The 25693-nt window shown below is 64.4% G+C and carries 21 protein-coding genes; 1 reads left to right on the top strand and 20 read right to left on the bottom strand.

Annotation, left to right across the window (positions count from 1 at the left end):
• Nucleotides 1-24 precede the first annotated feature (24 nt).
• Both secA and BM136_RS13665 read right to left on the bottom strand, forming a co-directional pair.
• A complete protein-coding gene (gene secA / locus BM136_RS13670; RefSeq protein WP_092972364.1) occupies nucleotides 25-2829 on the bottom strand; it encodes a preprotein translocase subunit SecA in 2805 nt (934 codons plus the stop codon).
• Nucleotides 2830-3077: 248 nt separating this feature from the next.
• Entirely contained in the window at nucleotides 3078-4043 is a 966-nt protein-coding gene (locus BM136_RS13665; protein WP_092972363.1) for a M23 family metallopeptidase, read from the bottom strand.
• A 69-nt stretch (nucleotides 4044-4112) separates the two neighbouring features.
• Between BM136_RS13665 and BM136_RS13660 the strand changes: the two genes are divergently transcribed.
• Complete coding sequence (locus tag BM136_RS13660) at nucleotides 4113-4634, top strand: DciA family protein (RefSeq protein WP_027680318.1); 522 nt, start codon at nucleotides 4113-4115, stop codon at nucleotides 4632-4634.
• Between the two features lie 48 nt (nucleotides 4635-4682).
• Here BM136_RS13660 and lpxC read toward each other — a convergent pair whose 3' ends face one another.
• The 18 genes from lpxC to coq7 all read right to left on the bottom strand — a co-directional run bounded on the left by lpxC (nucleotide 4683) and on the right by coq7 (nucleotide 25415).
• Nucleotides 4683-5600, bottom strand: coding sequence for a UDP-3-O-acyl-N-acetylglucosamine deacetylase (lpxC, locus tag BM136_RS13655; protein WP_092972362.1), 918 nt, complete (start codon nucleotides 5598-5600; stop codon nucleotides 4683-4685).
• Between the two features lie 245 nt (nucleotides 5601-5845).
• Nucleotides 5846-6346 carry a peroxiredoxin gene (locus BM136_RS13650; protein ID WP_092972361.1) on the bottom strand — a complete coding sequence of 167 codons (501 nt, stop codon included), beginning with the start codon at nucleotides 6344-6346 and terminating at the stop codon, nucleotides 5846-5848.
• A 389-nt stretch (nucleotides 6347-6735) separates the two neighbouring features.
• Nucleotides 6736-7935 (bottom strand): cell division protein FtsZ, encoded by a 1200-nt coding sequence (gene ftsZ, locus BM136_RS13645; RefSeq protein ID WP_024979177.1) that lies wholly within the window; start codon nucleotides 7933-7935, stop codon nucleotides 6736-6738.
• Nucleotides 7936-8075: 140 nt separating this feature from the next.
• Nucleotides 8076-9308, bottom strand: coding sequence for a cell division protein FtsA (gene ftsA, locus BM136_RS13640; protein ID WP_004633059.1), 1233 nt, complete (start codon nucleotides 9306-9308; stop codon nucleotides 8076-8078).
• The gene (locus BM136_RS13635; protein ID WP_092972360.1) at nucleotides 9305-10216 is read right to left on the bottom strand and encodes a cell division protein FtsQ/DivIB; all 912 of its coding nucleotides are present in this window, start codon (nucleotides 10214-10216) and stop codon (nucleotides 9305-9307) included. The genes ftsA and BM136_RS13635 overlap by 4 nt, the downstream gene beginning before the upstream one ends.
• Nucleotides 10217-10253: 37 nt before the next feature.
• Nucleotides 10254-11249 (bottom strand): D-alanine--D-alanine ligase, encoded by a 996-nt coding sequence (locus tag BM136_RS13630; RefSeq protein ID WP_092972359.1) that lies wholly within the window; start codon nucleotides 11247-11249, stop codon nucleotides 10254-10256.
• A complete protein-coding gene (murC, locus tag BM136_RS13625) occupies nucleotides 11246-12697 on the bottom strand; it encodes a UDP-N-acetylmuramate--L-alanine ligase (protein WP_092972358.1) in 1452 nt (483 codons plus the stop codon). The genes BM136_RS13630 and murC overlap by 4 nt, the downstream gene beginning before the upstream one ends.
• Nucleotides 12698-12711: 14 nt before the next feature.
• On the bottom strand, nucleotides 12712-13800 hold the full coding sequence (murG, locus tag BM136_RS13620) for an undecaprenyldiphospho-muramoylpentapeptide beta-N-acetylglucosaminyltransferase (RefSeq protein WP_092972357.1): 1089 nt from the start codon (nucleotides 13798-13800) through the stop codon (nucleotides 12712-12714).
• Nucleotides 13797-15038, bottom strand: a complete 1242-nt coding sequence (gene ftsW, locus BM136_RS13615) for a putative lipid II flippase FtsW (RefSeq protein WP_092972356.1) — start codon at nucleotides 15036-15038, stop codon at nucleotides 13797-13799. Before ftsW ends, murG begins: the two co-directional genes overlap by 4 nt.
• Nucleotides 15035-16534: a UDP-N-acetylmuramoyl-L-alanine--D-glutamate ligase gene (murD, locus tag BM136_RS13610; RefSeq protein WP_175537146.1), complete on the bottom strand. Its 1500-nt coding sequence runs from the start codon at nucleotides 16532-16534 to the stop codon at nucleotides 15035-15037. The genes ftsW and murD overlap by 4 nt, the downstream gene beginning before the upstream one ends.
• Nucleotides 16535-16677: 143 nt before the next feature.
• On the bottom strand, nucleotides 16678-17847 hold the full coding sequence (mraY, locus tag BM136_RS13605) for a phospho-N-acetylmuramoyl-pentapeptide-transferase (protein ID WP_092972354.1): 1170 nt from the start codon (nucleotides 17845-17847) through the stop codon (nucleotides 16678-16680).
• Between the two features lie 15 nt (nucleotides 17848-17862).
• Nucleotides 17863-19299, bottom strand: coding sequence for a UDP-N-acetylmuramoyl-tripeptide--D-alanyl-D-alanine ligase (murF, locus tag BM136_RS13600; protein ID WP_092972353.1), 1437 nt, complete (start codon nucleotides 19297-19299; stop codon nucleotides 17863-17865).
• Nucleotides 19296-20840 (bottom strand): UDP-N-acetylmuramoyl-L-alanyl-D-glutamate--2,6-diaminopimelate ligase, encoded by a 1545-nt coding sequence (locus BM136_RS13595; protein WP_092972352.1) that lies wholly within the window; start codon nucleotides 20838-20840, stop codon nucleotides 19296-19298. The genes murF and BM136_RS13595 overlap by 4 nt, the downstream gene beginning before the upstream one ends.
• Nucleotides 20837-22624 (bottom strand): peptidoglycan D,D-transpeptidase FtsI family protein, encoded by a 1788-nt coding sequence (locus BM136_RS13590; RefSeq protein WP_092972351.1) that lies wholly within the window; start codon nucleotides 22622-22624, stop codon nucleotides 20837-20839. Before BM136_RS13590 ends, BM136_RS13595 begins: the two co-directional genes overlap by 4 nt.
• Nucleotides 22621-22965 (bottom strand): cell division protein FtsL, encoded by a 345-nt coding sequence (ftsL, locus tag BM136_RS13585; RefSeq protein WP_092972350.1) that lies wholly within the window; start codon nucleotides 22963-22965, stop codon nucleotides 22621-22623. The genes BM136_RS13590 and ftsL overlap by 4 nt, the downstream gene beginning before the upstream one ends.
• Nucleotides 22966-22984: 19 nt before the next feature.
• On the bottom strand, nucleotides 22985-23944 hold the full coding sequence (gene rsmH, locus BM136_RS13580) for a 16S rRNA (cytosine(1402)-N(4))-methyltransferase RsmH (RefSeq protein ID WP_092972349.1): 960 nt from the start codon (nucleotides 23942-23944) through the stop codon (nucleotides 22985-22987).
• Between the two features lie 9 nt (nucleotides 23945-23953).
• Nucleotides 23954-24382, bottom strand: a complete 429-nt coding sequence (gene mraZ / locus BM136_RS13575; protein ID WP_024979191.1) for a division/cell wall cluster transcriptional repressor MraZ — start codon at nucleotides 24380-24382, stop codon at nucleotides 23954-23956.
• A 382-nt stretch (nucleotides 24383-24764) separates the two neighbouring features.
• A complete protein-coding gene (coq7, locus tag BM136_RS13570) occupies nucleotides 24765-25415 on the bottom strand; it encodes a 2-polyprenyl-3-methyl-6-methoxy-1,4-benzoquinone monooxygenase (RefSeq protein WP_092972348.1) in 651 nt (216 codons plus the stop codon).
• Nucleotides 25416-25693 lie beyond the last annotated feature (278 nt).

Genomic DNA, 25693 nt, shown 5'->3' with positions numbered 1-25693 from the left:
AACAGAAAACAGGTCTAAACAGCGTCAGGCAAGTTTGCCGTGGCACTGCTTGTACTTCTTGCCCGAACCACATGGGCACGGATCGTTGCGGCCAACTTTCGGCACTTCGCCAGCCAGTGCGGCAGCAGCGGCAGATGCCGCCGAACGCGGTGCGGCCATAGCCGGCGTCGCGCCGTGAATCTCCGCATCGCCCGCGGCCACTTCGGCCAGTTCGCTGAATTCGTCGTGCTTGTACTGCAGGTTGCTCAGCGCGGAAAGATCTTCTTCGATCTGCTCGGATGCCTGCTCCAGCTCTTCCTGCGACTGGATTCGCACCGTGAAGACAATACGCGTGACTTCGTTGCGAATGGTATCGAGCAGGCGGCCGAACAGTTCGAACGACTCGCGCTTGTATTCCTGCTTCGGGTCCTTCTGCGCATAGCCGCGCAGGTGGATACCCTGGCGCAGCATGTCGAGCGCCGCCAGGTGCTCACGCCAGTGCGTATCGAGGCTTTGCAGCATCACCGAACGCTCGAAACCGGCGAAGGACTCGCGGCCCACCTGCGCCACTTTGCCTTCGTACACCGCTTCAGCGGCGTCCAGCACCATCTTCAGCAGATCCTCGTCTTCGATCGACTGCGCATCTTCCAGCGTCTTCACCAGCGGCTGATCGACGCCCCAGTCTTCACGCAGGGCCTTTTCCAGGCCGGCGACATCCCACTGCTCTTCCATGGTCTCGGCCGGCACATAGGTGCGGAACAGCTCGGTGAACACGGACTCGCGCAGGTTCTTGACCAGATCGCCCACATCCTGCGCTTCGAGAATCTCGTTACGCAGCTTGTAGAGTTCCTTGCGCTGATCGTTGGAGACATCGTCGTACTGCAGCAGTTGCTTGCGGATATCGAAGTTGCGGCCTTCGACCTTGCGCTGCGCCGATTCGATCGAGCGCGTGACGATGCCTGCTTCGATCGGCTCGCCTTCGGGCATCTTCAGGCGGTCCATGATCGCGCGCACGCGGTCGCCCGCGAAGATGCGCAGCAGTTGGTCATCCAGCGACAGATAAAAACGTGACGAACCCGGATCGCCCTGACGGCCGGCACGGCCACGCAGCTGGTTGTCGATCCGGCGCGACTCGTGGCGCTCGGTGCCAACGATATGCAGGCCGCCAGCAGCCTTCACCTGCTCGTGCAGCGATTGCCATTCGTCCTGCAACGTCTTCACGCGCGAGGCCTTCTCAGCGTCGGAGAGCGACTCGTCGGCCATCACAAAGCCGGACTGCTTTTCCACGTTGCCGCCCAGCACGATGTCGGTACCGCGGCCAGCCATGTTGGTGGCAATGGTGATCATCTTCGGACGACCGGCCTGCGCGATGATCTCAGCTTCACGTTCGTGCTGCTTCGCGTTGAGCACCTGATGCGGCAGCTTCGCCTGGTTCAGCAGGTTCGACAGCAGTTCGGAGTTTTCGATGGACGTCGTGCCCACCAGCACTGGCTGACCACGCTCGTAGCAATCGCGAATATCGCGAATGACGGCGTCGTAGCGCTCCTTCGAGGTCTTGTAGATCTGATCCTGCAAGTCCTTGCGCTGCGGCGTGCGGTTGGTCGGGATCACCACGGTTTCCAGGCCATAAATCTCCTGGAATTCATACGCTTCCGTGTCAGCCGTGCCGGTCATGCCCGACAGCTTGTTGTACATGCGGAAGTAGTTCTGGAACGTGATGGTCGCCAGCGTCTGGTTTTCCTGCTGGATCTGCACGCCTTCCTTGGCTTCCACGGCCTGATGCAGACCGTCGGACCAGCGGCGGCCCGCCATCAGCCGGCCGGTGAATTCATCGACGATCACCACTTCACCGTTCTGCACCACGTAGTGCTGATCGCGGAAGAACAGGCTGTGCGCACGCAGGGCGGCGTACAGATGGTGCATCAGCGTGATGTTCTGCGGCGCGTAGAGCGATTCGCCCTCGCCGATCAAGCCGGCTTGCAGCAGGATCTGCTCGGCTTTCTCGTGGCCCGATTCGGTCAGGTAGACCTGATGCGACTTTTCGTCGACATAGTAATCGCCCGGCTTCTCGACGCCTGTGCCATCCGACTTCTCTTCACCGATCTGGCGCGTGAGCTGCGCCGGGATGCCGTTCATGCGGCGGTACAGGTCGGTGTGGTCTTCTGCCTGGCCGGAGATGATCAGCGGGGTGCGCGCTTCATCGATCAGGATCGAGTCGACTTCATCGACGATCGCGTAGTTCAGCGGACGCTGCACGCGCTGGCCGGCGTCGTACACCATATTGTCGCGCAGGTAGTCGAAGCCGAACTCGTTGTTCGTGCCGTAGGTGATGTCCGACGCGTAGGCAGCCTGCTTCTGGTCGTGATCCATGGTGGTCAGGTTGACGCCCACCGACAGGCCCAGCCAGTTGTACAGGCGGCCCATCCACTCGGCGTCGCGCTGGGCGAGGTAATCGTTGACCGTCACGACGTGCACGCCCTGACCCGAAATGGCGTTCAGATACACAGCCAGCGTTGCGGTCAGCGTCTTGCCTTCACCCGTGCGCATTTCGGCGATCTTGCCGTCGTGCAGGACCATGCCGCCGACAAGCTGCACGTCGAAGTGCCGCATCTTCATCACGCGCTTGCTGGCCTCGCGGCACACAGCGAACGCTTCGGGCAACAACGCGTCGAGGGTTTCGCCCTTGGCAAAACGTTGGCGGAATTCTTCGGTCTTGGCCTGCAGCTCGGCATCGGAGAGCGCTTCGAACTTGGGCTCGAGCGCATTGATCTGCGCCACCTTGCGGCGGTATTGTTTGATCAGCCGTTCATTACGGCTGCCGAAAATCTTCTTGAGAAGGCCCGTGATCATCGATGGCTAGGGCTGGTGAGCCACCCGGAAAACGCGTCGGAGAGACCGCGAAACACAGGCAGCACAACGGCCCAGAAAGGGTTGGCGCAAAGGCGGGAGTTTAGCATGTGCAAAACACCCGCTTGATGGCAGCAGAACCGCCAGATGTGGCAGGAACGCCGCACTTTGGGGCCGCACGAACGTCGTCCGGGCGGCTACACACTCACGCTGAACTGGGGACGGGCGCCCCAATTGCAACCCGCGCTAGATCAATGGCCGGCCGCCGCCATGCTCTTTCCGATATCGGCCGCCGCAACCTTCGGCGCGGGCGCCTTGTTGGCTGCCATCTTGGGCTGACCGGCGTTCTCCAGGAAGGCTACCGGATTCTGCGGGACATCGTTGACGTGCACCTCGAAGTGCAGATGCGGCCCAGTGGCGCGGCCGGTACGGCCGATCAGCGCGATGCGCTCGCCCGCCTTCACGATGTCGCCGACCTTCACAAACACCTTGGACGCGTGCGCATAGCGCGTCTTCAGGCCGTTGCCATGGTCGATGTCGATCATGTTGCCGTATTCGTGGTGGAACTCGCTGGCCACCACCACGCCACCGGCAGCGGCCACGATGGGCGTTCCAACCGGACCGACAAAGTCGACGCCGTCATGCTGCGTGCGCCGGCCCGTGAACGGATCGATGCGCGTGCCGAAGCCCGAGGAATCGTAGCCCGTGGCCACCGGGCGCACGGTCGGCATCATCTTGGCGTGGATCTGCCGGTCCATCAGGGTGCTTTCAAGCACGCTGAGGTAATCGATGCGCTGGTCTGCCGAGCGCGTCAGGCGATTCAGCTCGGACTGAATTTCCGGCATCGACATCGGCCGCGAGAATGCACCCTCCGGCCCGCCACGGCTCGGCTGTGATTTGAAATCGAACTCGCGCGGCGGCACGCCTGCCAGCCCCGACACACGGGCGCCCAGCGCGTCCAGGCGCGCGATCTGCGCCTGCATTTCGCCAATGCGCGCAGCCATCAGGTTGAGGTTTTCGCGGGTGACGCGCTGGTCTGCGCCAGGAACCGCGGAAGCAGCCGCACCCGGCAGCAGCCCCTGCTTGGCCGCCAACCAGGTCCCACCAACGGACAGGCTTGCCACGGTCAGCAGCACTGCGCCAATAGCCACGAAGACGCCGCGTCGCGACAGGTGCATCGCGCCGGCCTTGCGTGGGTGAATCAGGATGATCTGCATCGCTCGTTTTCCGGACAAAAAAGCTGCCCACCAGCACGAAAGCGCGATGAAGCGCCCTACAATGCCGGCATGCGAATCTTTGTTCATCCCGCTCTCAAGACGCCTGTGGCTAAACCCGTCCAGGACTGGCTCTCGGGTGCCGGTTCGGTCGGCCCGCTGATGCAGGCGGCCAGGCAATTGGCGACGTTGGAAGCGGAGGTGTTGTCGCTGCTGCCGCCCGGTTTGGGCGGCGGGGTGGCGGTCGGTGGCATCAAGAACGATGCGCGCGACAGCCGCGAAGCGACTCTGGTGTTGCTCGCCGCACATAGTGCGGCTGCGGCGCGCTTGCGGCAGGTGGTACCCACCTTGCTGGAGCGTCTGCAGCGCCGGGGATCGCAGATTACCGCAATTCGTGTACGGGTACAACCGCAGGGCGGCAACGACAGTTTATGGCCACAAGAGACCGAAAAGCCGCCTAAACGCGCCAAGATGACCGCAGTTGGAGTCAACAGCCTGGCGGCCCTGGCCAATGAACTGCCCGATTCGCCGCTTCGGCAGGCCTTGGCCGAAATGATTGCGCGACACGTTGCACCGGCCGCCAAGCCCAAATAAAAAGCGCCCCGCAGGGCGCTTTTTTCATACGAACGACCGCTCAGCCGATCACGAGAAGGCCGGTTGCAACTGCGGCAGGAACGCGCGCGGCGCTTCTTCCACCTTGTCGAACGTCACGATCTCGTAAGCCGTTTCGTCGGCCAGGAGCGCGCGCAGCAGCGCGTTGTTCAGGCCATGACCCGACTTGTGCGCGGTGTACGCAGCGATCAGCGGGTGGCCCACCACATACAGGTCGCCAATCGCGTCGAGAATCTTGTGACGGACGAACTCATCGCCATAGCGCAGTTCGTCGTTGTTCAGCATGCGGTGCTCGTCGAGCACGATGGCGTTGTCGAGGCTGCCGCCGCGCGCCAGACCGACCTCGCGCAGCATTTCAACTTCATGCGCGAAACCGAACGTACGGGCGCGGGCGATTTCGCGCGTGTAGCTGGTGTCAGCAAAGTCGATCTCGAACGTCTGGCCGGTCTTGTCGACAGCCGGGTGGCGGAATTCGATCGTGAACGACAGCTTGAAGCCGAAGTATGGGTCGAGGCGGGCAAGTTTGTCGCCCTCGCGGATTTCCACCGGCTTGAGCACGCGGATGAACCGCTTGGCTGCGCCCTGCTCTTCGATGCCCGCCGATTGCAACAGAAACACGAATGAGGCCGCGCTGCCGTCCATGATGGGGATTTCTTCGGCGTCGACGTCGACATAGAGATTGTCGATACCGAGGCCGGCGCAAGCGGACATCAAATGTTCGACGGTCGACACGCGGGCGCCGTCTTTTTGCAGCACGGACGCAAGGCGGGTGTCGCCGATGGCGCTGGCGGTAGCGGGAATCTCGACGGCCGGATCGAGGTCAACGCGCGTGAAGACGATGCCGGTGCCTGCGGCTGCCGGGCGCAACGTCAACGTCACCTTACGGCCCGAGTGCAACCCGATGCCGACGGTCTTGACGAGGGACTTGATGGTGCGTTGTTTCAACATGGCCGCCCTCAACTCACGAAATTTCTACGATTGTTTTTATCTATGCGGTCTGCATAGGTGATAACCCTAATCATACCATTTTCACATCCCTGCCTTCAAAACGACTTTTGTATCGGGATGTTAGGGGTGCTCACACTCTGCTTAACCTTAGTGCACGCAGATTCAGGGCCACGAACTCATCAGCCTTGAGGCGAGGCGGCATAGCGGGCGGTACTCCGCCATTTGGGGGAGCCGCCAGCGTGGCGTCAGAGTATCGCCAGGATCGATTCGGCGCTGCTGACGGCGAACTGCCCGGGCGCTTCCACCTGTAGCGCTGTTACCACACCGTCCTTCACGACCATCGCGTAGCGCTGCGAGCGCACGCCCATGCCGCGCTTGGAGAGGTCCTGGTCAAGGCCGAGCTTGCTGGTGAACTCTGCGCTGCCGTCACCAAGCATGCGGATTTTGTCGTCGGTTCCCTGTGTTCGGGCCCAGGCGCCCATCACGAAGGCGTCGTTGACGGACACACACCATATCTCGTCGACACCCTTGGCGCGCAGCGCGTCGAAGTGGGCGAGGTAGCCGGGCACATGCCGCGCCGAACAGGTCGGCGTGAACGCACCTGGCAGCCCGAAGATGACGATCGTCTTACCCTCTGCCAGATGCTGGACGGAGAAAGCATTGGGGCCGAGCGCGCAGCCGTCCTTTTCCACTTCAAAGAACTCGTAGAGCGTTGCGTCGGGAAGCGGTTGACCAGGCTGGATCATGATCGTCAGGGAGCGTGCGCGGATATCGCGATCATAGAACTTGCCGCGCGACCGCGCAGCCGGTTCGTAAAACGAGACCGCCCGCGTGAACGAATCACGCGGGCGGTCTTGGGAGACAACACTATCAGGCCGCTTGGGTCGGAACGCACCGCGCGCGGCACAACGAACGGATACACCCGCCGGGCGGGGTGAACCCTTCCGGGGAGGCGGCCAGAGGCCAACCTGCCCGGCGGCAACGACTGTGTCCGGTTCGTCGAGCGCTGTCGACTTGCGAGCAGCGGGCCATCACACAACGGCGATCACGGGAGGGGAGCCGTGAACCGCGCGCGGCGTGCGGTGCCGCAGGCAGTCGGACGTGCGCGAGCGCTATCGAACCAACGCAGGCCCGATCAGTCCGCCTGCTTGCGCAGGAATGCCGGAATGTCGTACGTGTCGACGCCCTTCTCTTGCAGTGCCGCCACGTGAGCCGATGCCGACTCACGCGAGCTGCGCCACACGGCAGGGGTGTCGAAATTGCTGTAGTCCGGCGCGGCCGCCACCGAGTGACCGGCGCTACCGCCGAAAGCCACCGGCTGGTTGTCCGTACCGGTCTTCAGCAGCGTCATCGTCTGTTGCTGTTGCTGCTTGTTGCGAGCAGCGCGACCCAGGCCCGTCGCAACCACGGTCACACGCAGTGCGTCGCCCATGGCATCGTCGTAGACCGTGCCGAAAATGACGGTGGCATCTTCCGCGGCATAGCTGCGGATGGTGTTCATCACTTCCTTGGTTTCGGACAGCTTGAGCGAGCGGCTGGCCGTGATGTTGACCAGCACGCCCCGCGCGCCCGAAAGGTCCACGCCTTCCAGCAGCGGGCTTGCCACGGCTTGCTCAGCGGCCAGACGTGCACGGTCGACGCCGGACACGGTGGCCGTGCCCATCATCGCCTTGCCTTGTTCGCCCATCACGGTCTTCACGTCTTCGAAGTCGACGTTCACCAGACCATCGACGTTGATGATTTCCGCGATGCCGGCCACTGCGTTGTGCAGCACGTCGTCGGCGCACTGGAAGCACTTGTCCATCTCGGCATCATCGCCCATGACTTCGAAGAGCTTTTCGTTGAGCACGACGATCAGCGAATCGACGTTGCCTTCGAGGTCGTTCGCGCCATGCTCGCCAACCTTCGAGCGGCGTGCGCCTTCGAATTCGAACGGCTTGGAGACCACGCCCACGGTCAAGATGCCCATTTCCTTGGCGACCTGTGCGACCACCGGTGCTGCGCCCGTACCCGTACCGCCGCCCATGCCGGCAGTGATGAAGACCATGTGCGCGCCGCGCAGTGCGTCGGCGATCTGCTCACGGGCTTCCTCTGCGCAGTGCTTGCCCACTTCGGGCTTGGCACCGGCGCCGAGGCCCGTGCTGCCGAGCTGCAGCACGCGCGATGCGGTCGAGCGCTTGAGCGCCTGCGCATCGGTGTTCATGCAGATGAATTCCACGCCTTGCACGCCGCGGTTGATCATGTGCTGCACGGCATTACCGCCCGCGCCGCCGACGCCGACCACCTTGATGATGGTGCCGTCCTGCATTTCCGTTTCAATCATGTCGAAGTCCATCATTGCCTCCAGAAGTGATCAGTCCCAGACGATGCAGCCTCCCCGCCGCAACTCCTGGTTCCTGAACAAAAAACATCAAAACAAGAAACTCAACTTGCTCCCCCCAGGGAGCACATCGCCAACACCCGGCACACACGTGCTTAGAAGTTGCCGATGAACCATTCCTTCATGCGCGTCCAGATCTGCTTGGCCGATCCGGACTGCACCACAACCTTGCGCCCCCGCACCCGCTGCACGCGACCTTCCTGCAGCAAGCCCATCACGGTGGCGTAACGCGGGCTCTTCACCACCTCGTGCAGGTTGCCGCGGTACTCCGGTACGCCCACACGCACGGGCTTCAAGAACATGTCTTCACCCAGCTCGACCATGCCCGGCATCATTGCGGTACCGCCAGTGAGGACCACGCCGCTGGAGAGCAGTTCCTCATAGCCGGATTCGCGCACCACCTGATGCACGAGCGAGAACAGCTCTTCCACGCGCGGCTCGATCACGGCAGCCAGCGCTTGACGCGAAAGCGTGCGCGGCCCGCGGTCGCCGACGCCCGGCACATCGATCATCTCGTCCGGATCGGCCAGCACCTGCTTGGCGATGCCGTACTGGATCTTGATGTCCTCGGCGTCCGGCGTCGGCGTGCGCAGGGCCATCGCGATGTCGTTGGTGATCTGGTCGCCGGCGATGGGGATCACGGCCGTGTGGCGGATCGCGCCTTCGCTGAAGATCGCGATGTCGGTCGTGCCGCTGCCAATGTCGACCAGCACCACGCCGAGTTCCTTTTCGTCTTCGGTCAGCACGGCCAGGCTTGATGCGAGCGGCTGCAGAATCAGGTCGTGCACCTCCAGCCCGCAGCGACGCACGCACTTGACGATGTTCTGCGCCGCACTCACTGCGCCCGTCACGATGTGCACCTTCACCTCGAGCCGGATGCCGCTCATGCCAATCGGCTCGCGCACGTCTTCCTGGCCGTCGATGATGAATTCCTGCGTGAGAATGTGCAGGATCTGCTGGTCGGTCGGGATGTTGACGGCCTTGGCGGTCTCGATCACGCGGGCCACATCGGTGGAGGTGACTTCCTTGTCCTTGATCGCCACCATGCCGCTCGAGTTGAAGCTGCGGATATGGCTGCCGGCAATGCCCGTGAAGACCTCGCCGATCTTGCAATCGGCCATCAGCTCCGCTTCTTCGAGCGCCTTCTGGATCGACTGGACGGTCGCCTCGATATTGACGACCACACCCTTCTTGAGCCCCTTCGATTCGGTCTGGCCCATGCCGATGACCTCGTAGGCGCCGTCAGGACGCAGCTCGGCGACCACCGCCACCACCTTGGAGGTGCCGATGTCCAGCCCGACCAGAAGATCCTTGTATTCCTTGCTCATCGCGTTTTCTCTGTGCTTCGCGTTGCTTTGTTGTTGGCCGCCGGCTTACCCCCCAGCGTGGCTTTCGGCTTTGCAGCACTGCTGGTGCCATTCGCGGTGCCAGGCAGCTTGCCCCCCTTGGCCAGCACCGCAGCCTGCGCATCGGTCAGGAAGCGCACACCCGCCGCCCGAACTGCGAATCCGTTGGGATACCGCAGATCGGCGTATTCGATCTGACCGCCCCAGCGCTTCGTCACCTCGGGCCACGCACGCACAAAGCGGCGGGCACGCGCGGCCAGCGCTGTGCGGTCATCGTCATTCAGTTCGCGGCCCAGCTCGATGACCGTGCCGTTGGACAACCGCGCGCGCCAGGCGTAGCGGTCGGTGAGCGTCACGCTCAGCGGCTCGACATTCATCGGCTTGAACCACTCGGTCATGGTCTCCAGTTTGTCGACCACGTCCTGCTCGGTTCCTTCGGGGCCAGCCAGCGCAACCAGGTCGGTGTCATCTTCAGCTTCGGCCAGGTTGGCCACGAAGACTTCGCCATACGTGTTGACCAGCTTGCCGGACTCATTGCCGCCCCAGGTGCCGAGCGCTTCGTGCTCCTGCACTTCCACCAGCAGCCCGTTCGGCCACACGCGGCGCACGCTCGCACGCCGCACCCACGGCACCGATTCGAATGCGGCACGCGCGTCGTCCAGATTCAGCGAGAAGAAATTGCCGCGCAGCTTGGTCAGCGCGTTGGCGCGCAGACTCGGCACATTCACGTGGCGCAACTCGCTGCCGGCCATCGGCATCACCCGCACCTGCTGCAGCTGGAACATCGGTCGCTGCATCAGCCAGACCGTCCCAACGCCCAACGCGCCAAGCGCGAGCAGCGCATAGAGCGCACTCGCGACGGCGTTGAGGAGACGGGTGTTGTGCCACATAACGTTGTGTTGTCCGGTTTCGCTGACGTTGCGTTGATTACTCTGGTTTCCAGTCGGTGCTCGCGTGCAGCTCCAGCGACGCACTCGCGGCCAGTTGCAGCACAAAATCTTCATAGCTGATGCCGGCCGCGCGCGCGCCCATCGGCACCAGCGAATGGCCGGTCATGCCCGGCGACGTGTTCATCTCCAGCAGGAACGGCGCGTTGTCGGACTTGCGCAGCATGATGTCGGCACGGCCCCAGCCACGGCAGCCCAGCCCGCGATATGCCTGCACCACCAGCGCCTGCACGCGCACGGCCACATCGGCGGGAATCGGTGCCGGGCATTCGTAGCGCGTGTCGTCGGTGAAGTACTTGTTCTGGTAGTCGTAGTTGGCCTGCGGCGCGACGATGCGGATGAGCGGCAACGCGGTCGCGCTCTCGCCTTCGCCGATGATCGGGCAGGTCAGCTCGTCGCCTTCGATGAACTGCTCGGCCATCACATCGCGGTCCAGGCGCGCAGCCTTCTCGTAGGCGGCGGGCAGCTCGGCGGCGCTCGTGACCTTGGTCAGACCGATCGACGAACCTTCGCGCGCCGGCTTGACGATCAGCGGCAGGCCAAGGCGGTCGGCCACGGCTTGCCAGTCGGCGCCGGCGTGCAACATCACGAAGTCAGGCGTGGGCAGGCCGTGAGTCTGCCATTGGCGCTTGGTGGCTTCCTTGTCCATCGCCAGCGCAGACGCGAGTACGCCGCTACCGGTGTACGGAATGCCGAATTGCTCGAGCAAGCCCTGGATCGTGCCGTCTTCGCCAAAGCGGCCGTGCAGCGAGATCACCACGCGGTCGAACCCTTGCTTGGCCAGATCGGCCACGGCCTGCAGGCCCGGGTCGAACGGGTGCGCATCGACGCCCCGCGCGCGCAGCGCAGCCAGCACGCCGTTGCCGGACATCAGCGAGATTTCGCGTTCGGCGGACCGGCCGCCCATGAGCACGCCCACCTTGCCGAGGGACTTCGGATCAATCGTCGGATTTGGAACAAACGGACCGGTCGTCATGCTGCGGCGCCTCCGTTCAGATCCACGACATTTGTGCTGCGCGCCTGCGCCTGCAACGCCACCACTTGACCGGGCACCTGCCCGATCGAACCTGCGCCCATGGTGATGACCACGTCGCCGTCCTGCGCCGCATTCAGAATCGCTTGCGGCATGTCTTCGATCTGCTCTACGAATACCGGCTCGATCTTGTTGGCTACGCGCAGCGCACGCGTCAGCGCGCGGCCGTCGGCGGCGACGATGGGAGGCTCACCGGCGGCGTACACCTCGGCGAGCAGCAACGCATCTACGGTGCCGAGCACCTTCACAAAATCTTCGAAGCAGTCGCGCGTGCGGGTAAAGCGGTGCGGCTGGAACGACAGCACAAGGCGACGACCGGGGAACGCGCCGCGCGCCGCGGCCAGCGTGGCAGCCATCTCGACGGGGTGGTGGCCGTAGTCATCGATGAGCGTGAAGCGGCCCTCGCCGTCAGCGGTCGGCACTTCGCCGTAGCGTTGGAAGCGGCGGCCCACGCCGTTGAATTCGGCCAACGCCTTGACGATGGCCTCGTCCGGCACTTCCAGTTCGGTAGCGATGGCGATGGCGGCCAGCGCGTTCTGCACGTTGTGCAGGCCCGGCAGGTTGAGCGTGATCGACAGCGGCGGCTCGGCATGGCCGTTGATCTGGCGGATCACGGTGAATTCCATGCGGCCATCGACGGCGCGCGCATTGACCGCACGCACTTGCGCATCTTCGGCAAAACCGTAGCGCACGACAGGCTTGGAGACGAACGGCAGAATTTCGCGCACGTTCGGATCATCCACGCACAGCACGGCAATGCCGTAGAACGGCAGACGCTGCGTGAACTCGATGAACGCCTGCTTCAGGCGCGAGAAATCGTGCCCGTAGGTCTCCATGTGATCGGCATCGATATTGGTGATGACCTCGATCACAGGGAACAGGTTGAGGAACGACGCGTCGGATTCGTCGGCCTCGGCGACGATGAAGTCGCCCGTGCCCAGCCGAGCGTTGGCGCCGGCAGAGTTCAGGCGGCCGCCGATCACGAAGGTCGGGTCCAGGCCGCCTTCGGCCAGCACGGAGGCGACCAGGCTGGTGGTCGTCGTCTTGCCGTGCGTGCCGGCAATGGCGATGCCCTGCTTCAGGCGCATCAGCTCGGCCAGCATCACCGCACGCGGCACGATGGGGATGCGCTTGGCGCGCGCGGCCAGCACTTCGGGGTTGTCGCCGCGCACGGCGGTGGAGACGACCACGGCATTGGCGCCGATCACATGCTCCGGCGCGTGGCCCTGCATGATTGTCGCGCCGAGGGTTGCCAGCCGCTGCGTGGTCGCGCTGCTGCCCAGATCTGAGCCTGTCACGCGGTAGCCGAGGTTCAGCAGCACCTCGGCGATGCCGCTCATACCGGCGCCGCCGATGCCTACAAAATGGATGTTCTTGACGATGTGCTTCATATCGATTCGATTCCCTATGCCCGTGCCACCGCTACACACACGTCGGCGACACGCTCGGCCGCTTCGGGCCGTGCCTGCTCACGTGCTTTAGCCGCCATATCGGCCAACTGCGCACGCGTCAGGGACGCGAGTGTATCTGCCAGCGATGCCGGACCCAGTTCCTGCTGCGACACCAACAGCGCTGCGCCGCGTTCCGAAAGGAAGCGCGCGTTGGTGGTCTGGTGATCGTCCACGGCGTGCGGGAACGGCACGAACAGCGCCGCGACACCCGCCGCGGCCACTTCTGAAACAGTCATTGCGCCCGCACGGCAAATCACGAGATCGGCGTGCGCATACGCGGCCGCCATGTCGTCGATGAAGGGCACGGGTTGCGCGTGGGCAGCGTCAATGCCCGCGGCGGCATAGTTGGCGCGCAGCGTGTCGATCTGCTTGGCACCAGCCTGATGGATGACGATCGGGCGCGTATCAGCCGGCAGCAACGCCAGCGCCTTGGGCACCACGTCGTTGAGCGCCGCCGCGCCCAGGCTGCCGCCCACGACCAGCACGCGCAGCGGGCCGGTTCGCTCGGCGTAACGCGCTTGCGGTGAAGCCAGCATGGCAAGGTCGGCGCGGATCGGGTTGCCGACCCACTCAGCGCCGGACAGCGCATTCGGAAATGCGCACAGCACGCGATCCGCTACGCGCGCAAGCACGCGGTTGGCCAGACCTGCGATGGAATTCTGTTCGTGCAGCACCAGCGGGCGCCCCAGCAGCACGCTCATCATGCCGCCCGGGAACGTGATATAGCCGCCCATGCCCAACACCACGTTTGGACGCACACGACGCACCACACCGAGGCTCTGCCAGAACGCGCGCAACAGGTTGAGCGGCAGCAGAAACTTGGTAACGAGGCCCTTGCCGCGCAGGCCACCAAACTGTACCGACTCCAGCGGAAAGCCGTGCTTGGGCACCAGTTGGCCTTCCATGCCGTTCGCGTTGCCAAGCCACACCACCTTCCAGCCACGCGCGGCAAGCAGCTTGGCCACCGACAGCGCGGGGAAGATGTGACCGCCCGTACCGCCGGCCATGACGAGGAGCGTGCGGGGCGCCGTACCTACCGTCATACCTTGCCCCCCCGCATCAGCACGCGGTTTTCGTAGTCGATACGCAGCAGCAGCGCGAGCGCCACGCAGTTCATCAGGATGCCCGAGCCGCCGTAGCTGACCATCGGCAGTGTCAGGCCCTTGGTTGGCAGCAGGCCGAGGTTCACACCCATGTTGATGAAGGCCTGCCAGCCGATCCAGATACCCAGGCCTTTGGCGACCAGGCCGGCAAACGTGCGGTCGAGCTGCAATGCGGTGCGGCCGATCTCGAATGCGCGCCGCACCATCCAGTAGAACAGCAGGATCACGATCAGCACGCCGACGAAGCCCAGTTCCTCGCCGATCACAGCCAGGATGAAGTCGGTGTGCGCTTCCGGCAGGTAGTGCAGCTTCTCGATGCTGCCGCCCAGGCCGACGCCGGTCCACTCGCCACGGCCGAAAGCGATGAGCGAGTGCGTGAGCTGGTAAGCCTTGCCCTGTGCGTATTCCTCCTGCCAGGGGTTCAGGTACGCAAAGATCCGCTCACGCCGCCACGGCGACGCCACGATCAGCAGTGAGAAAGTTGACACCGCCGTCAGCACGAGGCCGCCGAACAGCTTGCCGTTCACGCCGCCCAGGAAGAGGATGCCCATAGCCACGGCCGCGATCACTAGGAACGCGCCCATGTCCGGCTCCAGCAGCAGGAGCGAGCCCACAAACGCCACGGCCACGCCCATCGGCAGGAAGCCCTTGCGCACGCTCTGCATCCAGTCCTGCTTGCGCACGGTGTAATTGGCGGCGTACAGCACGACCGCCAGCTTCATCAGCTCGGACGGCTGGAAGTTCATGACGCCCAGCGGCAACCAGCGGCGCGCGCCGTTCACGCCCTTACCCACGTGCGGCACGAGCACGATCACCAACAGCACCAGCGCGATGATGAAAAGCTTCGGTGCGTATTTGTCCCAGAACTTGACCGGAATCTGGAATGCGACGATCGCACCGATGAGGCCGATCACCAGCGAGAAAATGTGGCGGATCAGGAAGTGCCCGTTGCTGTAGTTGGCGTACTTGGGCGAATCCGGCAACGCGATGGACGCCGAATACACCATCACCAGCCCGAGGCCGAGCAGCACAATCGCAACCCACATCAGCGGCTGGTCGTACTCCATCATCTTGGAGCGCGTGGGCTTGACCCCCGAAACGGCATCACGCAGGCCATCCCACGCATTGCCGATGGTCGCGCCGATGAAGCCGCTGCGCTTGATCTGGGTGTCGCTCATAGGAGGACTCCTCGGTCTGCCGCCAGTGCGGCCACGGCCTCGTGGAACACCTGGGCGCGATGTTCGTAGTTGCGGAACATGTCAAAGCTGGCGCACGCCGGCGACAACAGCACGGCATCGCCCGGTTGCGCATGAGCGGCGGCTTGCGGCACAGCGGCTTCCAGCGTCGGCGCATCGATCAGCGCGACACCGGTATTGGCCAGCGCCTCACGAATCAGCGGTGCATCGCGGCCGATGAGGATCACGGCGCGCGCGTACTGCGCGACCGGCTCGGCCAGCGGCGAGAAGTCCTGACCCTTGCCGTCGCCACCCGCGATCAGCACGACATGCTTGGACAAGCCCGAGAGTGCAGCCACCGTCGCGCCGACGTTGGTGCCCTTGCTGTCGTCGAAGAATTCGATGTCGTCAAATGCGGCGATCAGTTCGACGCGGTGCGGCTCGCCGGCGTAGTCGCGCAGGCCGTGCAGCAGCGCGCTCACCGGAAGGCCGATCGCCCGGCACAGTGCCAGCGCAGCCATCGCGTTGGTCGCGTTGTGCAAGCCCCGGATGCGCAGTGCGTCAGCTGGCATCAGGCGCTTGAGGCGCACCGGCACAGGCGCGGCCGGCACGTTGTCGCTTTTCTTGCGGCGCGTGGGCTTGGGAAGATCGTCCTCATCGGCTTCCGCCAATACGATCCAGGGCATGCCGCCATCGCGCAACAGGCCGAGCGCATCGGGCGTGCCCGGTTCGTCGATGCCGAAGGTGATGTCGCCACCGTTCTTGCTGGCGAATGCCATCACGGCAGCATCCTGACGATTCAGCACACGCACGGTGTTGGCGCCAAAGATGCGGCCCTTGGCCGCGGCATAGGCGTCCAGCGTGCCGTGCCAGTCGAGGTGATCCTGCGTAATGTTCAGGACGGTGGCGGCGTCTGCGTCCAGCGTGTGCGTGGTTTCGAGCTGGAAGCTGGAAAGCTCGAGCACCCACACGTCGGGCAGCGTACCGGCGTCAATGCATTCCCCGAGCTTATCGAGCGCCGACGGGCTGATGTTGCCTGCTACGCCGACAGTCTTGCCGGCGCGCTCCACCAAGGCGCCCGTGAGCGCAGTGGTGGTTGTCTTGCCGTTGGTCCCAGTGATGGCCAACACGCGCGGCGTGTAGCTCTGCGCGGTCTTGAGACCCGCCAACGCGCGGGCAAACAATTCGATCTCGCCCCACACCGGCACGCTGCGCGCATTGGCGGCGCTCAGCAGTGCGGCGACGTTGGCATCCAGCGGCGACAGCCCGGGACTGATCGCCACGAGCGTCACATCGTCCAGCAGCGACACGGCGAATGGGCCGTTCACGAATTCGGCATCCGGCACGTGCGCACGCAACGTGGGCAGGTTGGCTGGCGCCTCGCGCGTGTCGGCCACGCGCACTCGCGCGCCATGACGGGCACACCAGCGCGCCATTGCCAGGCCGGATTCACCAAGGCCGAGCACCAGCACCGCCGGCGCGTCGAAGTCGCCGAACATGCGCGGCTCCTGGGCGGTTTCGGCAGCGGGCATCGGTTCGGTGGAATCGAGCGTCGCGACAACGGCGTCCACGGCCGCTTCCGGCTGTGTGGCGTCCATGTCGTCCGGGCTGATCGATTCGGTCATGTCGGTCATTTGCGTGCTCACCGCAGCTTCAGGGTCGACAAGCCGATCAGCACCAACATCATGGTGATGACCCAGAAGCGCACGACCACTTGCGTTTCCTTCCAGCCGGAGAGCTCGAAATGGTGATGCAGCGGCGCCATGCGGAACAGACGCCGGCCCTCGCCATAACGCTTTTTGGTGAACTTGAACCACGTCACCTGCAGCATCACCGAGACGGTCTCGGCCACGAAGATGCCGCCCATGATGAAGAGCACGATTTCCTGACGCACGATCACGGCGATCGTGCCCAGCGCGCCGCCAAGCGCCAGCGCGCCAACGTCACCCATGAACACCTGCGCCGGATGCGCGTTGAACCACAGGAAGGCAAGCCCGGCCCCCGCCATCGCCGAGCAGAAGATCAGCAGCTCACCCGCACCTGGAATGTGAGGGAACAGCAGGTACTTGCTATAGACGGCGCTGCCCATCACGTAGGCGAACACGCCTAACGCACTGCCCACCAGCACGACCGGCATGATGACGAGGCCATCAAGTCCGTCGGTCAGGTTCACAGCATTGCTGGAACCGACGATGACGAGATACGTCAGGATGATGAAACCGAACACGCCCAGCGGGTAGCTGATCTCTTTGAAGAACGGCACGATCAGGTGCGACTTGGCCGGCAGGTTGAGTGACAGGCCGCTGCGCACCCAATCCATGAACAGCTCGAGCACGCGCATGTTGCTCGTCTCCGAGACCGAGAACGCCAGATATGCCGCAGCAAAGAGGCCGATCACGGTCTGCCAGAAGAATTTCTCGCGCGAGGACATGCCCTTCGGATCACGGTGCACGACCTTGCGGTAGTCATCCACCCAACCGATCGCGCCGTAGCCCAGCGTGACGAGCAGCACGATCCAAATGAAGCGGTTGCCCCAGTCCGCCCATAGCAGCGTCGACACAGCAATACCGATGAGCACCAGCACACCGCCCATCGTGGGCGTGCCCGCCTTGACCAGGTGCGTTTGCGGGCCATAACTGCGCACAGCCTGGCCGACCTTCAGCTCGGTCAGGCGACGGATCACCCACGGCCCAAACCCGAGGCCGATCACCAGCGCCGTGAGAGATGCCATCACGGCGCGGAACGTCAGATAGTTGAAGACGCGCAGGAAGCCGTAGTCGTTCTGCAACCATTGCGCCAATGCCAATAACATGGGTTCTTGCTTCCCTTAGTGCTGCTGTTGTGTGCTGGAACCGGTCGACAAATCCGCAACCGGGTCTTTCAAGACCAGCGCTTCCACAATGCGTTCCATCCGCATGAAGCGCGAGCCCTTCACCAATACCGTCGCAGCCGGCGCAATGGCGGGCACGCCGTGTTCAATCAAGTCCTCCGCCGACGCAAAATGCTGCGCGCCTGCGCCGAAAGCGTCGACGCTGTGGCGCGCAAGCTCGCCGGTTGCCAGCACCGCGTCGATGCCGTGCTCGCGCGCATAAGCGCCGATTTCTTCGTGGAATGCCGGACCCTGCGAGCCAACCTCGCCCATGTCACCCAGCACCAACCAGCGCGGCGCCGGCAGCGTGACCAGCGCATCGATCGCTGCGCGCATCGAATCGGGGTTCGCGTTGTACGTGTCGTCGATGACGAGGCCGCCGTGCGTGCCCTGCTTGCGCTGCAGCCGCCCCTTGACCGGAGCAAAGTTGCCCAGCGCCTGTGCTATCACCTCGGGAGCGACACCGGCTGCGAGCGCGCATGCCGTCGCGGCCAGCGCATTGCGTGCGTTGTGCAACCCGAGCAGCGGCAACGTGATGACGAAGCGTTGCCCAGGGGCCTGCACATCGATGCGTTGCCCGTCGGCGGTGTCCGCCACCGTGCCCGTCACAGCCCCGGCCTCGATACCGAAATCGAGCACGCGACGCGAACCGGCCGCGGCTTGCCACACCGGCGCATATTCGCCACCGTTGGCCGCATCACGCGGGAACACCGCAACGCCATCGGGCGGCAGCGCGGCCAGCACGGCGGCGTGCTCTTCAGCCACCGCTTCCACGCTGACCATGAATTCCTGGTGCTCGCGCTGAGCGTTATTGATCATCGCCACGGTGGGCTGGGCAATGGCGGCCAGCACGGCCGTCTCGCCCGGATGATTCATCCCGAGTTCGAGCACGGCCAGCTTGTGTTGCGCATTCAAGCGGAACAGCGTGAGCGGCAGGCCGATGTCGTTGTTGAAGTTACCGGCGGTCGCCAGGCGAGCGTCTTCACCCACAGCCTGCGCGAAGATCGCGGAGATCATTTCCTTGACCGTGGTCTTGCCGTTGCTGCCCGTCACGGCGACGACGGGAATCGGGAACTGGCGGCGCCAGCCGGCGGCAAGTTGGCCGAGTCCGATACGCGTATCGGCAACGGTCAGCACGGCCACCTTCGTCACATCCAGCGTGGCAGCAGGTGCGCGCGACACCAGCACGGCGGCAGCGCCACGCGCCACCACCTCGGGCAGGAAGTCGTGCGCATCGAAACGCTCGCCGATCAGCGCGACGAACAGGTCGCCGGGTTGCACAGCGCGGCTGTCGGTCGTCACGCGCAGGATCGCTGCATCGGGGCCGGCGAGATAGGCGCCGGCCATCCAGGCAGCGGCGTCGGTGGCGTGCATCATGACGGTCGCGGCGCTCATGCATTCACCCCGCGGGCGGCGAGTGCCAGGCGCACATGTTCCTGATCGGAAAACGGCCGCTTGCGACCGGCAATCTCCTGCGTCGATTCATGTCCCTTGCCGGCCACGACGATCACGTCATGCGCATCGGCGTGGCGCACGGCGTGCAGGATGGCGGCCGCGCGGTCTTCGATCTGGGTGGCGGCGCGCGGATTGTCCATGCCGTCGGCGATCTCGTCGAGGATGTGCTGCGGATCTTCGCTGCGCGGGTTGTCGGAGGTCAGCACCACGTGCGGCGCCAGGCGCTCGGCGATGGCGCCCATCTGCGGACGCTTGCCAGGGTCGCGGTCACCGCCGCAGCCGAACACAGCCCACAGCTTGCCGCCGCGCGCCTCGGTAATCGGCGCAAGCGCGCGCAGCGTTTGCTCCAGCGCGTCGGGCGTATGGGCGTAATCGACCACCACGAGGGGCCCGTCTTCACCGCCGAAACGCTCCATGCGGCCGCTCACCGGCTGCAGCTTTTCCAGGCGCGCAATGGCGTCCTGCCACGGCACACCAGCCGCCAGCAGTGCACCCAGCACACCCAACAGATTCGATACGTTGAACAGGCCGACGGTGGGGGCATGCACGGTCGCGTGACCGAAGCTGCCGTCCACGTCGAACGTCGTACCGGTGCGATGCGCGCGCACGTTGCTGGCGCGCAGCCATTGTCTGGCGCCGTGCTGCGCAGCGGCTTCGCCGTCGATGCCGTATTCGAGGGTTTCGACTTCGGCGCGGGCGTTCTGCAGCAAGCGCACACCGGCCGCATCGTCGCGATTGATCACCGCCGCGCGCAGGCCCGGCCAGCTGAACAGACGCGCCTTGGCGAGTTCGTACTCGGCCATCGTGCCGTGGTAGTCGAGGTGATCCTGCGTCAGGTTGGTGAACACCGCGATGTCGAAGCTGGTGCCATCCACGCGGCCTTGCTCCAGGCCATGCGACGACACTTCCATGGCGATGGCACGAGCACCCGCACCGTGCAGATCGGCAAGGCTGTGCTGGAGCTGGATGGCATCCGGCGTGGTAAAGCCGGTCGCGGCCAGCGCATCGACAAACCCGGTGCCGAGCGTACCCACCACTGCGCAACGCTCGCCGTGTTTGGTCAGCGCCTGCGCAATCCATTGCGAACACGATGTCTTGCCGTTGGTGCCTGTCACGCCAATCACGCGCAGGGCGTCCGCGCACGGTACGCCGTACCACTGCGCGGCAAGCGGGCCGGCCAGTTCAGCCAGACCGTCCACCGGCAGGATGCGCACGGGCGCGTCTGCGGGCATTGCGTAGCCATGGGCTTCGGCCAGCACGGCGGAAGCCCCTGCCTCGATGGCCTGAGGAATATGCGGACGGCCGTCGCCATGCTGGCGCACATTGCCGAGCACGTAGGCGACGAACACATCGCCAGTCTTGAGCTTGCGCGTATCGCTCGTGAGGTCGGCACCCGCTGGCGCTTGTACGCGCAGCCAGTCCGCCACGGGCGCCAGGCGCGCGGCGATGGTCGGACGATCGGACGTCGGCTTGGCCGTCATTGCAGCCCTCCCACCGGCTCTTCCGGCACGTCCGGCGTCATCACGAGCTGACGCACCGGCGAATCCGGCGGCACGTTCAACGCGCGCAAGGTGCCGCCCACGATCTGCGAAAACACCGGACCGGCGGCGCCGCCACCGTAGCGGTTACCCACAGTGGGCTCATCCACGCTCACCGCCACGATGATGCGCGGGTTCGACATCGGCGCCAGACCAATAAACGAGGCGCGATACTTCGAGCGGTCATAGCCGCGCCCGGTGTGCTTCCACGCCGTGCCGGTCTTGCCGCCGACGCGATAGCCCATCACCTGGGCCTGCGGTGCGGTACCGCCGGGCGCCGTCACCGTCTCGAGCATCTGACGGACCTGCCGCGCCACCTCCGGCGAGATCACGCGCTCGCCCTGCGGCGGCTGGCCGTCGGTGCGGTACATGGTGATCGGAATCAGCTCGCCATCGTGCGCAAAGATGGTGTACGCATGCGCAATCTGGAACAGCGACACCGACAGGCCGTAGCCGTACGACATGGTCGCCTGCTCGATGCGGCGCCATTTGTTTGCCGGCCGCAGCCGCCCCGCCACCGCGCCCGGGAAGCCGATCTTCGGTGCCTGCCCCAAGCCCACACTGGTGAACATGTCCCACATTTCCTGCGGCTTGAGCATCATCGCGATCTTGGTCGTACCGATGTTGCTGGAGTGCTGGATCACCTGGGCGACCGTCAGCGTGCCGTAGTTGCCGGTATCGGAAATGGTCGCGCCTTCAAAATTGTATTTGCCGTTGGTCTGCACCAGCGTAGTGGGCGTCACGCGCTTGAGCTGCAACGCGAGGCTGATGGTGACCGGCTTCATCATCGAGCCGGGCTCGAAGGTGTCGGTCAGCACGCGGTTACGCAGTTGCTCGCCAGACAGGCGGGTGCGGTCGTTCGGGTTGTAGGTCGGGTAGTTGGCGAGTGCCAGCACCTCGCCGGTCTGGGCGTCCAGAACGATCGCACTGGCGGCCTTTGCGTGGGTACGCTCGATGGCGGCCTTCAGTTCATTGAAGGTCAGGTACTGGATCTTGGCGTCGATCGACAGCGTCTGATCATGCCCATCACGCGGAGCCTTGAGCACGCCCACGTCTTCCACCACGCGGCCCAGCCGATCCTTGATCACCTGACGCTGTCCGGCGGCACCGGCGAGGTCGGACTCGCGCGCCAGCTCCATGCCTTCCTGGCCTTTGTCCTCGACGTTGGTGAAACCGACGATGTGCGCCATCGCCTCGCCTTCCGGGTAGAAGCGCTTGTATTCACGCGTCTGATAGATGCCATCGATCTTCAGCGCGGCAATCTGGTCGGCCACCTCGGGCAGCACCTGACGCTTGAGGTAGACGAAGCCCTTGTCTTCGCCCAGCTTGCCCGAAAGCTCCTTGTTGTTCATGCCGAGCAGCTTGGCGAGCTTCTTCATGTCTTCGCCAGGCACGTTGTTGGGCACGTCTTCGGGCACGGCCCAGATGGCCTTCACCGGCAGGCTCGTGGCCAGCACCAGACCATTGCGATCGAGAATCTTGCCGCGCGTGGCGGGCAACTCCAGCGTGCGCTGGAAGCGCTTCTTGCCCTCGGCTTCATAGAAGCGGTTGCCGGGGCCTTGAATCCACAGCGCGCGACCGATCAGCGCCAGGAAGGCCGAGAACATCAGGAACACGACCAGCTTAGAGCGCCACATCGGCAGGCGCAGGCCCAGCACGGGGCTGGCGGAAAACTGGCCCAGGCGCGCGCGCGCCGTGGTGCCGTTGGATTTGCGTGCGCCGCTCATGGCTGTACTCCGGAAGCCGTGGGCGCGCTCGCCGCCGCCGAGGACGCCCCGGAGCCCCCCCCTGCTGTCGGCAAATCGGCAAACCCCTGCAGATACTGCGTGCGACCCGCCTGTGCGGGCGACATCTTCAACTGCCTGCTCGCGATGTCGGCAATGCGAGCGCTCTTGCCCAGCGCGCTCTGCTCATATTGCAGACGCGACCAATCGGTGTTGAGTTGCTTCTCTTCCGCCTGCGCGCGATCCAGCGCGACAAACAGTTGCCGCGCCTGATGCTGTGCGTTGACCAGCGACAGCGCACACAGCACCAGCGCGGTCAGCAGGAACATGTTCAGGCGGTTCATGGCGTGCGGCTCCGTCGGCTCAGCAACGCTCGGCCACGCGCATGATGGCCGAGCGCGCACGCGGGTTGGCCGACACCTCGGCCTCCGACGGCTTCACGCGGCCAAGCAGGCGCAACTGCGGCGCCGGCAATTCATGCGCACGCAGCGGCGCCCGACGCAGTTCCGGCGCGGCGGATTGCTCCGGGCGCGCCAAGGCCTGCATGAAGCGCTTGACGATGCGGTCTTCCAGCGAATGGAAGCTGATCACGACGAGACGTCCCCCCTGTTCCAGGCGTTCAAAAGCGGCCTTCAGACCGGTTTCGAGGTCCGCAAGCTCTTGATTGACGTGAATCCGTAAAGCTTGAAAGGTGCGGGTCGCAGGGTCTTGGCCCTTCTCGCGTGTTTTGACGGCTTGCGCCACGAGCGCGGCAAGCTCGGATGTGCGATCGAGAGGACCTCGATCCCCGGATTGGCCCCGGCGAGCAACAATCGCCTTTGCAATCTGTACAGCAAACCGTTCTTCCCCATAGTCCCGTATCACCCTCGCAATGTCGCGCTCATCAGCCTCGGCCAGCCATTGGGCTGCGGTGATGCCGCGCGTGGTGTCCATCCGCATGTCGAGCGGGCCATCCATCCGGAACGAGAAGCCACGTGCGCCTTCGTCGATCTGCGGCGAGCTGATGCCGAGATCGAGCAGCACGCCGGCCACTCGCTCCACGCCACGCGCGTCCAGGCACTGGGCCATCTGCGCGAAGCTGTCATGCTCAATAGCGAAGCGGGCATCCTCTACGGTGCCCGCTTCGGTGATTGCTGCCGGGTCCTTGTCGAAGGCGACAAGTCTGCCGCCGGGCCCCAGCCGTTCCAGGATGAGCCGGCTGTGCCCGCCTCTCCCGAAGGTTCCATCGATATAGAGGCCGTCGTCGCGCCAGATGAGCGCGTCGACCGCTTCGTCTAAGAGCACCGTCTGATGGCGCAGTCCCGTACTGGCTTGGGTTGTCATCGTGCGTCATCAAAAGGAGAAATTCTTGAGGGCGTCGGGCATGCCTTGCGCCATGGCGGCTTGCTCCTTCGCGGTGTACGTGGCGGCGTCCCAGACTTCGAAGTGGCTGCCCATGCCGAGCAGCATCACGTCACGTTCCAGGGAGGCAGCCGTGCGCAGTTCTGGGGTAATGAGGACGCGGCCGGCGGTATCGAGTTCGACATCTGCGGCGCTGCCCAGGAAGATCCGTTTCCACCAGTGGGCTTCCATCGGCAGCGCAGCGATGCGCTCGCGAAAGCGTTCCCACTCGGGGCGCGGAAACAGCATGAGGCAACCGTCCGGGTGCTTGGTCACAGTCACCCGGCCCTCGGCCTGCAGCTGGAGCGCTTCGCGGTGCCGAGACGGAATGGACATCCGCCCTTTGGCATCCAGCGTTAGCGCCGACGCACCCTGGAACACGTTGGTTTCTCTCTCCGTGTGGCGATTCGATCGCCACTCACCTTGCCGTCAACTGGCCTGCAAACGGCCTCTTTAAACCACAAAACTACACTTTCTGACACTGTTTCCCACTTTAGAGGAACGACTTTAGGCGGTCAAGGCTTGCGAAGGGCTGCGAGACGGAAAATTTGCAATCAGAACAATGACTTAGCGCATCCCCCCGGAGCAGCCAAGGCACTTTTCCCAATCAAATGAAGGAGATAGCGTGGTTTATGCAGAAACCACGTGAGAGAACAGCGAGCGGCCGCGCCCTCGTAAGAGGGTACAAACCGCAGGCAGCAAAGCTCGGGCGAATGGAGGAGCGTGCGCCGTGTCGCCGGGTCGTCGACCCGCCACACGTGCGTCAGATGCGATAGGCGGCGGTGGTCATGACGCGTGACGCGGCACGCATGGTTTGGCGGATCGGCGCAGGCAGATCAATGCCGCCGGCTTGGCGCGCGTTGTCGCCGTGGCGGATTTCGTCGTCGCGCATCTGGGCGACGATGGCGCGCGAGCGGGTGTCCTGTTCGGGCAATGTATCGAGATGACCGTCGAGGTGATGCTCGACCTGGCGCTCGGTCTCGGCGACGAAGCCGAGGCTGATCTTGTCGCCGAGGCGTCCGGCCACCGCGCCGATCGCGAAAGCGCCGGCGTACCACAGCGGATTGAGCAGGCTCGGGCGGTCGTTCAATTCCTGCAGGCGCTGGGCGCACCAGGCGAGATGGTCTTCTTCTTCGCGTGCGGCTTCGTCAAGCTGGGCTCGGATGGCCGGGTCCCGGGCAAACAGCGCTTGCCCCTGGTATAGGGCCTGCGCGCAGACTTCGCCAACATGGTTCACGCGCATCAGGCCGGCGGCATGGCGGCGGTCGGCCTCGGAAAGCTTGGTCGCGTTGTCGACCCTATCCGCGGAGGTGGACACGATAACGGCGTCAGCAGGGTTCGGTCGGCTGGCGCGGGTGACGCCTGCCACAGCGCGCAGGGCGCGGTCGAATTCGGGGATGAAGCGGTCGAGCATAGGTACGGGCACCGCCGACAATGGCGTGCGGCGCGATCGCCATTGTAAAGCCGACGCTGCGCGGGACCTTGCGTCCGGTCAGAAGCGGGTTGACCAAACACTACTGTACGGGATAACCCTGTTGGCGCGCGGATCGCATCTAAAACCGCAACGAATCAAGCGCGCTCATCGCCGATCTATTTCAAATTCGGAAACAGCCTGTTGCCGGGATCAGACAGCAAACGCGCGTTTACGAACATTCGTTCGCAAATTTCGACCGAGCCCAGTATCGCGTTGCT

Source organism: Ralstonia sp. NFACC01, assembly GCF_900115545.1.
GTDB classification, from domain to species: Bacteria; Pseudomonadota; Gammaproteobacteria; order Burkholderiales; family Burkholderiaceae; genus Ralstonia; species Ralstonia mojiangensis.
This window is presented reverse-complemented; position numbering and strand designations above follow the sequence as displayed.